Source organism: Cupriavidus sp. PB-02, assembly GCF_058252315.1.
The window spans coordinates 2319136-2333749 of the sequence record NZ_CM177694.1; the positions used below are offsets into that span (position 1 = coordinate 2319136).

A 14614-nucleotide genomic window follows, 5' to 3' on the forward strand; every position below is an offset into this window, starting at 1 on the left:
GAGGCTGCTCATGTCTGCTACTGACACGCCGTCCGCCAAACGCCCCGATCCGGACCAGGTACTGGTCGACATCGTCGACTATGTCACGCGCTACGAGATCAAGAGCGGCCTCGCCTACGATACCGCCCGCAACTGTTTGATCGACACGCTCGGTTGCGGGCTCGAAGCCCTGTCCTATCCGGCCTGCACCAAGCTGCTCGGCCCCATCGTCCCCGGCACGATCGTGCCCAACGGTGCGCGCGTGCCCGGCACCCAGTTCCAGCTCGATCCGGTCCAGGCCGCGTTCAACATCGGCACGATAATCCGCTGGCTGGATTTCAACGACACCTGGCTGGCGGCCGAATGGGGCCATCCATCGGACAATCTCGGCGGCATCCTCGCCACCGCCGACTGGATCTCGCGCAACAACATCGCCGCCGGCCGCAAGCCGCTGACGATGAAGGCGGTGCTGACGGCCATGATCAAGGCGCATGAGATCCAGGGCTGCATCGCGCTGGAGAACTCGTTCAACAAGGTCGGGCTCGACCATGTGGTGCTGGTCAAGGTGGCCTCGACTGCCGTGGTCGCGCAGATGCTGGGGCTGACGCGCGACGAGATCATCAACGCCTTATCGCTGGCATGGGTGGACGGGCAAAGCTTGCGAACCTATCGCCATGCGCCCAACACCGGCAGCCGCAAGAGCTGGGCCGCCGGCGACGCCACCAGCCGCGCGGTGCGTCTGGCGCTGATCGCGCGCACCGGCGAGATGGGCTATCCGTCGGTGCTGACGGCGAAGACCTGGGGCTTCTATGACGTGCTGTTCAAGGGGCAGCCGTTCAAGTTCCAGCGGCCTTACGGCTCGTACGTGATGGAGAACATCCTGTTCAAGATCTCGTTCCCGGCCGAGTTCCATGCGCAGACCGCGGTGGAAGCCGCCATGCGCCTGCATGGCTCGCTGGCGCTGGCGGGGCGCAGTGCCGCCGATATCGCCGCGATCACCATCCGCACCCATGAGGCGTGCCTGCGCATCATCGACAAGAAAGGGCCCCTCAATAATCCCGCCGACCGCGACCACTGCATCCAGTACATGGTGGCGGTGCCACTGCTGTTCGGCCGGCTGACTGCCGCCGATTACGAGGACAACGTCGCCGCCGACCCGCGCATCGACGTGTTGCGCGACAAGATCACGTGCGTCGAGGACCCGGCGCTGACGCGCGACTACCACGATCCCGACAAGCGCTCGATCGCCAATGCGCTGACCGTGACGCTGAACGACGGCACCGTGCTTGACGAGGTGCTGGTCGAATACCCGCTCGGCCACAAGCGCCGTCGCGCGGAAGGTATCCCGCTGCTGGTGGGGAAATTCCGCAGCAACCTGGCGCGGCGTTTTCCGCCGAAGCAGCAAGAGGCCATCCTGGCCGTATCGCTCGACCAGGCCAGGCTGGAAGGGGTGACGGTCAATGAGTACCTCGATATGTATGCAATTTGAGTTATCACTCAGGCACCTTCATGCCGAATTGGCATAACCATTCCGCCGAGCCTCCCGCGCCAAATTCTCCTAACGTATAGTCTCAGCCGCTGCCCGTCCGAGGCCTGGAACACAGGCCCGTCGCGAGTTGCCATCGACTGTACACGGACGACACCGTTCCACCCAAAAGGTATGTCGTGTCGCTCCTATACGTGCCTACACGTTCGTATATATACCGAGGAGAATCATGAGACATTTCGCCCGCGCCACCACGCTGGCCGCTGCCCTGCTGTCGGCCAGCCTGTTCACCGGCACCGCCCACGCGCAGCTCGCCCCCGCCGCACAGCCCGCCCCAGCCCCCGCTACGGCACCGGCTGAAGCCCGCAAGGCCAATATCGTCATCATCGGCACCGGCGGCACCATCGCCGGCGCCGGTGCCGCAGCCACCAACACCGCGGCCTACCAGTCGGCCGTGGTGCCGGTCGACAAGATCATCGCCTCGGTGCCGGAGATCTCGAAGGTCGCCAACGTCAAGGGCGAGCAGATCTTCCAGATCGGCTCGGAGAGCTTCAACAACGAACGCCTGCTCAAGCTGGGCAAGCGCGTGTCGGAACTGCTCAAGCAGCCCGACGTGGACGCCATCGTCATCACGCACGGCACCGACACCATCGAGGAAACCGCGTACTTCCTGAACCTGACGCTTAAGAGCGACAAGCCGGTAGTAGTGGTGGGCTCGATGCGCCCGGGCACCGCGCTGGGCGCCGACGGTGCGCTCAACCTGTATGACGCCGTGCTGGTCGCTTCCAACCCGACCTCCAAGGGCAAGGGCACGCTGGTGGTGCTGAATGACGAAATCCACACCGGCCGCGACGTCACCAAGAGCAACACCTTCAAGACCGAGACTTTCCGCTCGCCGTTCGGCCCGCTGGGCTATGTGGTGGAAGGCCGCTCGCAGTACTACCGCCTGCCTGCGCGTCCGCACACCGTGCAGACCGAGTGGGACATCGACAAGATCGACAAGCTGCCGGAAGTGGCCGTGGTCTATGCCTACGGCAACGTCAACCCGGCCAGCATCGACGCCGCCGTGAAGAGCGGCGCCAAGGCCATCATCTACGCCGCCACCGGCAACGGCAGCGTCGGCGAGTACATGGTCGAGCCGCTCAAGGCCGCACGTGCCAAGGGCGTGCAGATCGTGCGCGCGTCGCGTGCCGGCAGCGGCGTGGTGATCCGCAACGCCGAGCAGCCGGACGACAAGTACGACTGGATCGTCACCGACGACCAGCTGCCGCAGAAGGCCCGTATCCTGATGGCGCTGGCGCTGACCAAGACCAACGACAGCAAGGCGCTACAGCAGGTCTTCTGGAAGTACTGATGATGTCGTGGAGCGGGCGGTCTCGCCGCTAAACGCTCCTGCCCTCTCCCCCGGCCCCTCTCCCGCTTGCGGGAGAGGGAAGCAAACCGGCGGCTGTATCGGCCAGCGGCAGTTCCCTGGCCTGCCCTGCTTCTGTCCCCTCCTCCTCCCGCTCCAGCCATTGCCGCGGCGATTCGCCCAGCCGTGCGCTGAACGCCCGCGACAGCGCCGACGCATTGGCATAGCCCAGCTCCAGCGCCACCGACTTGACCGGCCGCCCGAGCCGCAATTGGGCCTGCGCCAGTGACAGCCGCCAGTCGGTCAGGTAATCGGCCGGCGGCTGGCCCACGATGCGCCGGAACGCGGCGGCAAACGCGCTGCGCGACATGCCCGCGCGCTCGGCCATGCGGGGCAGGTCCCACGCCGCGCCCGGATCCTCATGCAGCGCCACCAGCGCGCGCGCCAGGCGCGGGTCCGACAGCCCGGCGATCAGGCCGGCCTGGATGCCGGCTTCTTCGTGATAGTCGATCAGCCAGCGCAGCAGCTGGATCAGCACGACTTCGAACAGCCGGTCGGCCAGCAGGCGGTGGCCGCAGCGCACCTGGCCGGCTTCTGCGAACAGTAGCGACAGCGCCTGCTCCAGGCCCGCCACGCGTGCCAGCGGCAAGGCGATCAGGGGCGGCAGCGCGCGCACCACGGGGTTGCGCGCGCCACCGTCGAAATCGAGCGCAGCGCAAATGAAATCCGATCCTTCCTCTGGCGGGTTGTGGAACATGTGGTGGATCGGGCGCGGATAGAACAGCAGCGTCGGCTCACCGAATCGCAGTGTCGCGGGGAGTCCGGAACCAGGCGTGTGCCGCAGTTCCAGCTCGCCGCGCCGAAGGACGTGCAGGAAACCGCGGCCCGGCTGTGCCGCGAACTGCGTCAGGCCGCACAGCGGGCCCTGGTGGAACAGGTGGGCGCGGGCGCGGAAGCGCTCCAGCAAGGCGGAAAGGCGGTCTACCGGCTGAGGCATGGCGATTGGGTCACTTTAACTAGCTGGACGAATCGATATGTTTTCAGGATGAAACGTATCTCATAGTACGCCATGGACGACCATACTGAATTCCAAGGCGATCGCAACGCCTTTTCCCTTCCACCAAGACCAAGGAGTCCACCATGTCCCGCGTTCCTCTCGTCAATCCCGCCAATGCCTCGGGCGACAGCAAGGCCCTGCTGAGCGAGATCCACGGCGCGTTTGGCGCCACCCCCAATATGTTCCGTGCCGTGGCCAATTCCCCCGCCGCGCTGCGCAGCATGTGGGGCGCCTTCGGCGCGCTCGGCGGCGGCGTACTGGGCGCGGCCCTGGGCGAAAAGATCGCCGTGGCCGTGGCCGACCGCAACCATTGCGAATACTGCCTGGCGGCCCACACCGCGCTCGGCCAGAAGGCCGGCGCGACCGCCCAGGAAATGTCGGAGGCGCAGGCCGGCCGAGCGCAGGATCCGCAGACGGCCGCGGCACTGTCGTTCGCGCTCAAGCTGGTCAACGACCGCGGCCAGGTCAGCGATGCCGATGTGGCGCAACTGCGCGAGGCCGGCTTCAACGACGAGCAGATCGTCGAGATTCTGGCGCACGTGGCGCTGAACCTGTTCACCAACTACGTGAACGTGGCCTTCGCCGTGCCAGTCGATTTCCCGAGAATCAAGCTGCGCACAGCTGCCTGACGGTTTGGATCAAGCCTCACGCCCGGCAGCCTGCAGGCCGGGGCCCGCGAGCGTCCGTCATCAGCCTGGCCTAAAGTTACGGCGGTTAATTGCGTTTTCATATTAGGAAACGGGCGCGCCGCCGCGCCCGCCACCACAATCAGAACATCGCGCTGCTCATCAACGCCTTGGCGACCAGGACGCCCTCATCGGGCGCTTCTGCGTACACCGATACATCGGTCACCACCTGGCGTCGGCCTCGCCGCACCACGGTCGCCACGGCGCGCAACGCCGCTCCTTGCGCCGGCGCCAGGTACTGGATCGACAGCGAACTGGTGGCCATGCCCTTCATTTCATCGCCATTGGCGCCCGATGCCGCCGCAGCCGCCCCGGCGATGTCGATCAGCGTGGCGATCACCCCGCCGTGAACGATGCTGCCGTAGGTCACGTTGGTCGGCAGGAACGGCATCTCCAGCTCGACATGCTCCGGCGCCAGGCTGGCCAGCCGTACGCCCAGCGCGCGGGCGACTGGCGAGCTCATCAGCACGGTGTCGACCATGGTGCGCATGCGCGGATCGACGCTCGCGTCGCGCTCTTGCTGGCGGGAAAGGCTGGCGATGGTTTGCGGCATGGATGTCTCCTGGTTGGAATGGGCAGGCAATGACCGCAGCATATCGAGCGACGAAGATCGGCTCAATTACGTCGCACGTAGTCGAGCGGCGATCGCATCGGCCTAAGCGCGGCGAGCGCCACATCGTCGAGGGTGGACGCAGCGCACCAATATCCCCGATGACACCAAGCGGCGAGACCGGGAACATGGATTCCCCTACACGGGGACAGCCCCCTATTCACACGCCATGGCACGGATGCTATCGTGCTCCGGCCTGCCGATGAGACCACACCAAGCATGCCGGCAAGGCGTCCACAGGAATGCGAGTGAAACGTTGCCACTCTGCGGTAACCCCCCAATATGTCGAGACAGATTCCTCCACTTAACCCGCTGAGGGCCTTCGAAGTGGCGGCCCGGCATCTGAGCTTTACGCGGGCTGCCGAGGAATTGTTCGTCACGCCATCGGCAGTCAGCCACCAGATCAAGGCGCTGGAAGAAAGCCTGGGCGTACAGCTATTCATCCGCGAGGCCAAGGCGCTGGTGCTGACGCCGGCCGGCACGGCCTACCTGCCCAGCGTCCAGCTGGCGTTCAAGCAGCTCGCCGATGCCACGCACCGTCTGCACAGCAAGGATCGCCCGGCGCTGAAGGTCAATATGCCGCCCACGTTCGCGGTCAAATGGCTGATCCCGCGCATGGACCGCTTCATGAAGGCGCACCCGGATATCGACCTGAAGGTGTCGACGTCGAACCACCGCATCGATTTCGAGCGCGATGATTTCGATATGGCGATCCGCTACGGCCGCGGCGACTATCCCGGGCTGCATAGCGAGCTGTGCCTGGCGGTGGAAGTGATCCCGGTCTGCAGCCCGGCGCTGCTGCAGGGCCCACAGCCGCTCGAAACGCCGTCGGACCTGAAGCACCATACGCTGCTGCACGACGACAGCACTTACACGGACGTCAGCAACCCGGACTGGGCGATGTGGCTGGAGCACGCCGGCGTCACCGATGTCGATGCCAGCCGCGGCCCGTCGTTCTGGCCGAGCCATCTGGTCATCAACGCCGCGCTCAGCGGCCTGGGGGTGGCGCTGGTCAAGAAGAACTGGATCGAGCAGGACCTGGCCGAAGGCCGGCTAGTGCGCCTGTTCGAATCGATCCGGCTGCCGGTGGAGTTCTCTTACTTCGTGGTGTTCCCGAAGGAGCGGCTGGAAGACCGCCGCATCCGCAGCTTCACCGACTGGATCCGCGCGGAAGTGGCGGCGGACCAGCAGCAGCCGACCCCCGCCTGAAGACAGCGCGGGCGCAGCCCGCGTGTCACACCTCCCTGCCCCACTCGGCAGGCATGCCGCGCAACGTTATGCGGCGCCCTGCATCGATGCCGTCTTCTTCTGCACGCGTGCGCGCAGCCGCTCGATATCGACCACGAAGCGGCGATGCGTGCCGCTGCATACCGTCTCCGCCGCATCTTCGGCAGTCACGCTGAACGTGACACTGCGCCCGTCGATGGCAGTCACCTCCGCGCTGATGCGCACTTCCCCGCCAAGCGGCGTGGCCCCGCTGTGCTGCACCGAGACCTCCGCGCCGACCGAGCTTTCGCCATCTTCGAGATAGCCTTGCAGGAAGTCCAGGCAGGTCTGCTCGATATCGCGCACCAGTTCCGGCGTGGCGTAGATGCGCAGGCTTTCGCCGAGAAAATCGATGGTGCGCTGGCGGTCGACCGTCAGCGTGCGCGAGCAGGTCGCGCCGGGTTGCAATCCGTTCTTCATCAGGGATTCCTTTGATGGTTGCGGACGAAGCCATCCAACCCGGCGCGATGTGCGCGGGCCGGTGGCATATCCATGTGTTGTGTGACTACAGGCGATAGATGCGCTGGGCGTTGTCGTGCCACAGCGCGCGCTGCTGTTCCGGCGAACAGTTAGCGATGGCGGCGCGGAAGCCGGCCACGATGGTGTCGTAGCTGGCCACCAGGCTGTCCACCGGATAGTTGCTGGCGAACATGCAGCGCTCGGCGCCAAAGATGGCGATGGCGTCGCGGATCACGGGTACGTTGTCGGCCTGCGTCCACGGCTTGCCCGGCAAACCCAGGCCCGAGATCTTCAAGGCGACATTGGGTTGTTCGGCCAGCTCGGCCATCGCGGCGCGCCAGCCGGCCAGCCCCGCCTCGCTGCGATCAGCCGGCAGCCCAGTATGGTTCAAGATCAGCTGCGTGTCCGGAAAATCCCGCGCCAGCGCCGCCGCCTGGCCCAGGTTCCACCACGGCGCCTGCAGGTCGAAGGACATGCCATGGCCCGCCAGTAAGGCGTAGCCGCGCCGCCAGCGCTCGTCGTCCATCGAGCCCGGCAGCCCGCGCCGCGCGTCCTCGCGCCGCGCCGCGGTCACTGGCTTGTTGCGGATGCCGCGCATCCTGGCGTAGGCGGCATGGCCGGCCAACACTTCCCCGACATCGCCGCGGTCAAGCTGGGCGTGGCCGACGATCACCGTTGGCCTCCCCGTCCGCGCGGCGAGCTGCGTCAGCCATGCAGTCTCATCGACAGGATTGGCGCGCGCCCACTCTGCCTCGACGTGCACCGTCTTGACGGGCGCGCAACCGGCCGTGTCGCGGGCGAGATCCTCCGGCAGGTAATTCCGGCGCAGCGCCGAGTAGTCGCCATAGCGGAAGTTCGGCACCGTTTCGTCCTGCAGCCACGGATACGGATTGCGGCCGAGGTCCCAGAAATGCTGGTGCGCATCGATAAAGGGCTCGACGGGCGCCGCTTGTTCGTCGCGCATGGGCCTACTCCTTGACGGAGATGCGGGTAGCGAGCTGCTTGAACTGCGCCGACTCCTTCACCATGGCGGCCTGCAGTGTCACATCGTCGGCATAGGTATCGGTGCTGAAATGCAGCTTCTCCAGCGTCTGGCGCATCACCGGCTCCTGCACGGACTTTGCAATGGCGGTCTTCAGTACCGCGATCACCTCGGGCGGCGTGCCCTTGGGCGCCGAGATGCCGCGCCAGATCCCCATCGACAGGTCGATATTGCGCTCCTTCAGCGTCGGCACGTTCTCGAAGCCGCTGACGCGCTTGTCGGCCATCACGGCCAGCACCTTGAGCTTGCCCGCGGCCACGTGCGTGAAGACCTCTGCCGTGCTGACCGTGACTGCATCGATATGTCCGCCCAACAGCGCAAGCGTGGCGGGAGCGCCGCCGGCATAGGGGATATGGTTGAACTTCGCGCCGGTCTTGTCCGCCAGCGCGGCGGCAGCCATATGCCACGCCGAACCCTGCCCTGCATTCCCCACGCGGATGTTGGCATCCGGCTTGCGCGCATCAGCAACGAACTGCTCGATCGTGGTCCACGGCGCGTCGGCGCGCACCGCTACAGCAGCGGGATCGGCGTTCAGGCGTGCGATGGGGATCAGGTCCTGGTAGGTGAACTTGGCCAGCCCAAGGTAATTGAGGAAGGTCAACTCGCTGGACGACAGCACCAGCTTGTAGCCGTCTGGCTTGGCGTGGACCACTTCGCCCAACCCCACTGCACCAGTGGCGCCCGGCTTGTTGATCACCACGATCGGCTGCGGCAGGTGCTTGGCCGCCGCCGCGGACAGCGCGCGCGCCACCACGTCGGCGCCGCCGCCGGCCTGCCACGGCACGATCAGTTCGATGCGCCGGCTGGGGTAGGTTTCCGCACTCGCTGTGGCCGTACCGCCCAGCAGCCCTAGCACCACGGCCGCCGGCATCGCCCAGCGCCGCAATAGCGAACGTGACATCTGCATGGTTGTCTCCTGTCTCTTATCGGTATAGATGATCCCGCGGTGCGCTCAGGCGGCGCCGCGTTCCAGTTCTTGCGAGCGCACCGGGGCGCCGAACGCACCCTGCGCACGCAGCCGCACGACGGTGGCCGGATCGAAGCCGAACTCGCCCAGCACCTCGTCGGTATGCTGCCCCAGCAACGGCGCCGGATAGCGCACCTGCTGCGGCGTGCCGCTCAGCTTGACGGGGAACCCCAGCGCCTTGACCCGTCCTTCCACCGGGTGGTCGATCTCCAGCACCATGTCGCGCGCGACCGCTTGTTCGCTGGACAGCGCTTCGTCGTAGGTGAAGATCGGTGCCGCCGGCACGCCGGCCGCGAGCAACGCGTCGACCCATTCCGCCGCCGGCTTGCGCGCGAATTCTGCCTCAATTTCAGGGATCAGCGCGGCGCGGTTGCGGATGCGCGCCGCATTGTCGGTAAAGCGCGGATCGGCGAGCAGGTCCGGCCGCTCGATCACATCGCACAGCGCGGCCCACAGCTTGGGATTGGCCGCGCCGATGACAAAGTGCCGGTCCGCCGCTTGCACCGCCTGGTACGGCGCGCTCATCCGGTTGGCGCTGCCGATCGGCACCGGCACTTCGCCCGTGCCCCAGTACTCCGCCGACTCCCACACCGACAGGCCGAGCGCCGTCTCGAACAGCGAGGCATCCACATACTGCCCCTGGCCGGTGTGCTCGCGCCCCATCAGCGCGCTGAGGACGCCATAGGCGGTGAACAGCCCCGCGCCCAGGTCGGCGATCGGCACGCTGGCCTTGACCGGCGGCGCGTCCGGATGGCCCATCACGCTCATCACGCCCGACATGGCCTGGGCGATCAGGTCCAGCCCCGGGCGCCGCGACCACGGCCCGGTCTGGCCGAAGCCGGAGATGCTGGCATAGACCAGGCGGGGATTGATCTCGCGCAGCACCGCGTAGTCGATCTTCAGGCGCGCGGCCACGCCAGGCCGGTTGTTCTCCACCAGCACGTCGGCGCCGCGCACCAGTTCATAGAACGCTTCCAGCCCGGCGGGGTTCTTCAGGTCGATCTCGACGCTGCGCTTATTGCGGTTCAGCGCCAGGAAGCCGCCACTGTCATCGCCCTTGAGCCGGAAGCCCATCGACTTGCGGGTCTGGTCGCCGGCACCGGGGGTCTCGACCTTGATGACGTCGGCGCCCATGTCGCCCAGCAGCATGCAGCAGAACGGACCCGCCATGATCTGGCTGACGTCCAGGACCTTGATTTTCGATAACGGCAAATTCATGGATACCACCTGAAGTTCGGGCGGCCGCACAGGGTGGCGCCGCCGCGGTATTAGAAAAAACGGGAGTCGGGTGCTTTCAGCGGCCCACGAACTGCGGCCTGGTCTTGTCGATAAAGGCGCGGTGGCCGATGCGGAAGTCCTCGGTGTCGAAGCACGCATAGGACTCGGCATGCTCTTCCGGACGCAGCGGCGTGGGGTCCAGCAGCCGGCGCACGAACTGCTTGTGCCAGCGCGCTACCAGCGGCGCCCCCGCTGCAATGCGGCGTGCCGCCGCGTAGGCTTCGTCGGGCACCGCCTCATCCGCCACCACGCGGTTGACGAGGCGCTTTTCCAGTGCCTCCGCGGCATCGAACACCCGTCCCTCCAGCACGATCTCCAGCGCCGTCGCCGGCCCCGCCAGCGCCACCAGCCCGCCCAGCTCGCCATACGACATCACCAGCCCGAGCCGGTTGACCGGCACGCCAAAGCGGCTCGACTTGCCGCAGATGCGCAGGTCGCACATCGATGCGATTTCCAGGCCGCCGCCAACGCACGCCCCCTGGATCAGCGCAACGGTCGGGTGCCGGCATTCGGCGATGGCGCGCATGGTGGCATTGGTGATCTCGCCGTACTGCTGCGCCTGCGCGGCGTTGGCGCGCATGGTGTCGAACTCGGCGATATCGGCGCCCGCGGCAAAGGCCTTGTCGCCGGCGCCGCGCAGCACCACGCAGCGCAGCGTGTCGTCGGCGGACAGGCTCTGGATGGCCCCGGTCAGCCCCTGCCACATGGACAGGTCCATGGCGTTGAGCTTGTCCGGGTTGTTCAGCGTGATGGTGGCGACCTGGGCGTCGCGCTCGATCAGGATCGGTTGTCTCATGGTTGTCGTTGGTTTGGTGGAGGCCCGGCAACTCCGGGCTGGGTCCGGAATCCGGCTGGTCAGCGCAAGTCTAGGGCCGGCGCCGCGCGCGTCAAAACGAGAAAATCTCAGCGGCGCTTCAAGAAAAACTAGGCGCACGGTGCTGTGAGATTTTCTTGGGCTGCCTTCAAGTAAATCCACGTTGTGACTGACGGGGCTTGTTCCTAGACTTCGTCACCAATGCAGCCGGCAGGACCGCCAGTCAGCACCTCGGGCAGTCGGGCAGGCAGCGCACCCCACATGCATGGAGACAAGATGGCCCTCATCAATTACATCACCCAGATCCAGATCGACTTCGGCGCCATCGGGCTGCTGGCGCAGGAATGCGAACGCATCGGCATCACGCGCCCGCTGGTGGTCACCGACGCCGGCGTCAAGGCGGCGGGCATCGTCCAGCGCGTGCTGGAGCAGCTGCGCCCTGGCTGCGAAGCCGTGATCTACGACGGCACGCCGTCCAACCCGACCGAAGCCGCCATGCGCGACGCCGTGCGTCTTTATGGCGAGTACCGCTGCGACGGCATCATTGCGGTGGGCGGCGGCTCGCCCATCGACCTGGCCAAGGGCGTGGCGGTGTGCGCCACGCACGAGGGCCCGCTGCGCCAGTTCGCCGCGATCGAAGGCGGCGTGGCGCGCATCACGGCCGCCACCGCGCCGGTGATCGCCATCCCTACCACCGCTGGCACCGGCAGCGAGGTCGGCCGCGGCGCGGTGCTGATCCTCGACGACGGCCGCAAGGTCGGCGTGCTCTCGCCTTACCTGGTGCCGCGCGTGGCGATCTGCGATCCCGAGCTGACCATCGGCCTGCCGCCGATGCTGACCGCGGCCACCGGCATGGATGCCATCGCGCATTGCCTGGAAACCTTCATGGCGCCGGCCTTCAACCCGCCCGCCGACGGCATCGCGCTGGATGGCCTGCGCCGCGCCTGGCTGCATATCGAGCGCGCCCGCCGCGATCCGCAGGACCGTGACGCACGGCTGGCAATGATGAGCGCATCGATGCAGGGCGCGCTGGCGTTCCAGAAGGGCCTGGGCTGCGTGCACAGCCTGAGCCACGCGCTCGGCGGACTGATGCCGACGCTGCACCACGGCACGCTGAACGCGGTGCTGCTGCCGGAGGTGATCCGCTTCAACGCGCACGCGCCGTCGATGCAGGCAGACGACAAGCTGGCCCGCATCGCGCAGGCGATGGGGCTGCCCGATGCCGACGCCATCGGACCGGCGATCAGCGACATGAGCCGCCGCCTGGGCCTGCCGTCGGGGCTGCGCGAGATGGGCGTGGATCCGGCGCTGTTCCCGCGCGCGATTGACTATGCGCTGGCGGACCACTGCCACAAGACCAACCCGCGCGAGGCCAGCGCCGAAGACTACCTGGCGATGCTGCAGGATTCGCTGTAAGCCAAGCCCGCCTCACGACAACAACAAAACAAAGGAGACCAAGCATGCAACGTCGCACCTTCCTGTGCGCCAGCGCGGCCGCACTGGCTGCCCCGCTGGCGCGGGCAGCCTCGCCGCTGCCGGCCGGACCGATTCGGATCATCGTGGGCTTTCCGCCAGGTGGCGGCACCGATGTGATGGCCCGCGTGATCGCGCAGCATCTGTCGACGCTGTGGCAGGTGTCGGTGATCGTCGAGAACCGCCCCGGCGCCGCCGGCGTGGTCGCGGCGGAATACACCGCGCGGCAGGCGCCCGACGGCACCGCGCTGCTGATGACCAATATCAGCAACCACGCCATCGCGCCCAGCCTGTATCCCAAGCTCGGCTATTCGGTCGAGAAGGACTTCACGCCGATCATGCTGGTCGGGGTCACGCCCAACCTGTTGATCTGCAACACCGGCGGGCGGGCGCGTTCGGTTGCCGACGTGGTCGCGCTGTGCCGCAGCCAGCCCGGCAAGATCACCTTCGGCTCGTCCGGCGCGGGCGCGGCACAGCATCTGGCGCTGGAGATGTTCAAGCTGCGTGCCGGCGTGGATGCGCTGCACGTGCCCTATCGCGGCTCGGCGCCGATGCTGACGGACTTGATCGGCGGCCAGATCGATTTCAGCTTCGAGACCATGACCTCGGCCACGCCGCAGATCCAGGGCGGCAAGGTGGTGGCGATCGCGCAGACGCGCCCGCGCCGCGCGGCCAGCTATCCCAAGGTGCCGACGCTGGCCGAGTCCGGCTTCCCCGGTTTCGATGCCGGCACGTGGTACGGGTTGGTCGGCCCCGCCGGCCTGCCGGCGCCAATGGTCGAGCGCATGAATGCGGACATGAACAAGGTGCTGGCGATGCCGGATGTCGCCAGCAAGCTGGCCGGCTTCGGCGCCGAGGACGGCGGCGGCACGGCGGCGCGCTTTGCGCAGTTCATCGCCACGGAGCGCGTCAAGTGGGCGCGCGTGGTCAAGGACGCCAACGTCAAGGTGTGACATGAATCGACGCATCACGATTGAGGAAACCCTGCCCCGCGACGCGGAGCGCACCCTGCTGGTCGGGCGTGCCTGGCTGCCTGGCCCGAACGGCGGCCCCGCCACGGTTGTCGTGCGCGGCGCGGAGCTGTTCGACATCAGCACCACCGCGCCCACCATCGCCGGACTGCTCACGCTGCCAGACTGCGCCGAACGCGTGCGCAATGCCACCGGGCCTTCGCTGGGGCCGCTGCAGGACTGGCTCGACGCGACTTGTGCGCATGGCCCGGACCCTGCGCACCGCCACCTGCTGGCGCCGAACGACCTGCAGGTGGTCAAGGCCGCCGGCGTGACCTTCGCCGCCAGCCTGGTCGAGCGCGTGATCGAGGAGCGGGCACGCGGCGATGCGGCCAGCGCCGCGGCCGTGCGCGAGAGCGTCAGCGCCACCGTCGGCCCGGGCTTTGCGTCGGTGCGCCCGGGTTCGCCCGAAGCCATGCGCATCAAGGAAGTGCTGGTCGCGCAGGGGCTGTGGTCGCAATACCTGGAAGTCGGCATCGGCCCGGACGCCGAGATCTTTACCAAGGCGGCGCCGCTGTCGTCGGTGGGGACCGGCGTCGACGTCGGCCTGCACCCGCAATCAACCTGGAACAACCCCGAGCCGGAGGTCGTGCTGGCGGTATCCCCGCGCGGTGAGATCGTCGGCGCGGCGCTCGGCAACGATGTCAACCTGCGCGACTTCGAGGGCCGCAGCGCGCTGCTGCTGGGCAAGGCCAAGGACAACAACGCGTCGTGCGGCATCGGCCCGTGGATCCGGCTGTGCGATGCACATTTCGGCATCGACGAGATCGCCCGCACCGAGATCGCCCTGACCATCGAAGGCGAGGATGGCTTCGTGCTGCACGGCGCCAGCGCCATGACCCAGATCAGCCGCTCGCCGCAGGAGCTGGTGGCGCACGCGATGGGCGCGCACCACCAGTACCCCGACGGCATGATGCTGTTCTGCGGCACGCTGTTCGCGCCGGTGCAGGATCGCGACGCGCCGGGCGCCGGCTTCACCCACCATCCGGGCGACCGCGTCAGCATTTCCGCGGCACACCTCGGCGGGCTGGTCAACTGGGTCGGCAACAGCAACGAACTGCCGCCGTGGACCTTCGGCATCGGCGCATTGATGGCCAACCTGGCCCGGCGTGGCCTGCTGCATCCCCCTCCCTGAT

Annotated in this window: 14 protein-coding genes; 7 read left to right on the forward strand and 7 right to left on the reverse strand. The window is 67.2% G+C overall.

Annotated elements, in window-relative coordinates; all coding sequences use genetic code 11:
* Positions 1–10: 10 nt before the first annotated feature.
* Positions 11–1468 carry a bifunctional 2-methylcitrate dehydratase/aconitate hydratase gene (locus AC10V3_RS10850; protein ID WP_454751986.1) on the forward strand — a complete coding sequence of 486 codons (1458 nt, stop codon included), beginning with the start codon at positions 11–13 and terminating at the stop codon, positions 1466–1468.
* Positions 1469–1694: 226 nt separating this feature from the next.
* Entirely contained in the window at positions 1695–2819 is a 1125-nt protein-coding gene (locus AC10V3_RS10855) for an asparaginase (RefSeq protein ID WP_022535259.1), read from the forward strand.
* A gap of 28 nt (positions 2820–2847) precedes the next feature.
* Here the strand turns inward: AC10V3_RS10855 and AC10V3_RS10860 are convergent, their stop codons facing one another.
* Positions 2848–3813, reverse strand: coding sequence for an AraC family transcriptional regulator (locus AC10V3_RS10860; protein ID WP_490922204.1), 966 nt, complete (start codon positions 3811–3813; stop codon positions 2848–2850).
* 143 nt (positions 3814–3956) lie between these two features.
* Between AC10V3_RS10860 and AC10V3_RS10865 the strand changes: the two genes are divergently transcribed.
* Entirely contained in the window at positions 3957–4502 is a 546-nt protein-coding gene (locus tag AC10V3_RS10865) for a carboxymuconolactone decarboxylase family protein (protein WP_022535261.1), read from the forward strand.
* 139 nt (positions 4503–4641) lie between these two features.
* Here AC10V3_RS10865 and AC10V3_RS10870 read toward each other — a convergent pair whose 3' ends face one another.
* Positions 4642–5112: a PaaI family thioesterase gene (locus AC10V3_RS10870; RefSeq protein WP_490922205.1), complete on the reverse strand. Its 471-nt coding sequence runs from the start codon at positions 5110–5112 to the stop codon at positions 4642–4644.
* A 339-nt stretch (positions 5113–5451) separates the two neighbouring features.
* Here AC10V3_RS10870 and AC10V3_RS10875 point away from each other — a divergent pair, with 339 nt between their 5' ends.
* Positions 5452–6378 carry a transcriptional regulator GcvA gene (locus tag AC10V3_RS10875; protein ID WP_022535263.1) on the forward strand — a complete coding sequence of 309 codons (927 nt, stop codon included), beginning with the start codon at positions 5452–5454 and terminating at the stop codon, positions 6376–6378.
* 66 nt (positions 6379–6444) lie between these two features.
* On the opposite strand, the gene AC10V3_RS10880 is transcribed toward AC10V3_RS10875, so the two are convergent.
* The 5 genes from AC10V3_RS10880 to AC10V3_RS10900 all read right to left on the reverse strand — a co-directional run bounded on the left by AC10V3_RS10880 (position 6445) and on the right by AC10V3_RS10900 (position 10977).
* Positions 6445–6855: a thioesterase family protein gene (locus AC10V3_RS10880; protein WP_022535264.1), complete on the reverse strand. Its 411-nt coding sequence runs from the start codon at positions 6853–6855 to the stop codon at positions 6445–6447.
* Between the two features lie 85 nt (positions 6856–6940).
* Positions 6941–7858, reverse strand: a complete 918-nt coding sequence (locus AC10V3_RS10885) for an amidohydrolase family protein (protein WP_490922206.1) — start codon at positions 7856–7858, stop codon at positions 6941–6943.
* A gap of 4 nt (positions 7859–7862) precedes the next feature.
* Positions 7863–8843, reverse strand: a complete 981-nt coding sequence (locus AC10V3_RS10890; protein ID WP_022535266.1) for a Bug family tripartite tricarboxylate transporter substrate binding protein — start codon at positions 8841–8843, stop codon at positions 7863–7865.
* Between the two features lie 45 nt (positions 8844–8888).
* A complete protein-coding gene (locus AC10V3_RS10895) occupies positions 8889–10121 on the reverse strand; it encodes a CaiB/BaiF CoA transferase family protein (protein WP_041681061.1) in 1233 nt (410 codons plus the stop codon).
* A gap of 76 nt (positions 10122–10197) precedes the next feature.
* Complete coding sequence (locus tag AC10V3_RS10900) at positions 10198–10977, reverse strand: enoyl-CoA hydratase-related protein (protein ID WP_022535268.1); 780 nt, start codon at positions 10975–10977, stop codon at positions 10198–10200.
* 294 nt (positions 10978–11271) lie between these two features.
* Here AC10V3_RS10900 and AC10V3_RS10905 point away from each other — a divergent pair, with 294 nt between their 5' ends.
* From AC10V3_RS10905 to AC10V3_RS10915, 3 genes are read left to right on the forward strand one after another with little or no spacing between them, the layout of a single operon-like run.
* Positions 11272–12411, forward strand: a complete 1140-nt coding sequence (locus AC10V3_RS10905) for an iron-containing alcohol dehydrogenase (RefSeq protein ID WP_490922207.1) — start codon at positions 11272–11274, stop codon at positions 12409–12411.
* Positions 12412–12455: 44 nt separating this feature from the next.
* Complete coding sequence (locus AC10V3_RS10910; RefSeq protein ID WP_022535270.1) at positions 12456–13421, forward strand: Bug family tripartite tricarboxylate transporter substrate binding protein; 966 nt, start codon at positions 12456–12458, stop codon at positions 13419–13421.
* A 1-nt stretch (position 13422) separates the two neighbouring features.
* A complete protein-coding gene (locus AC10V3_RS10915) occupies positions 13423–14613 on the forward strand; it encodes a fumarylacetoacetate hydrolase family protein (RefSeq protein WP_490922208.1) in 1191 nt (396 codons plus the stop codon).
* Position 14614 lies beyond the last annotated feature (1 nt).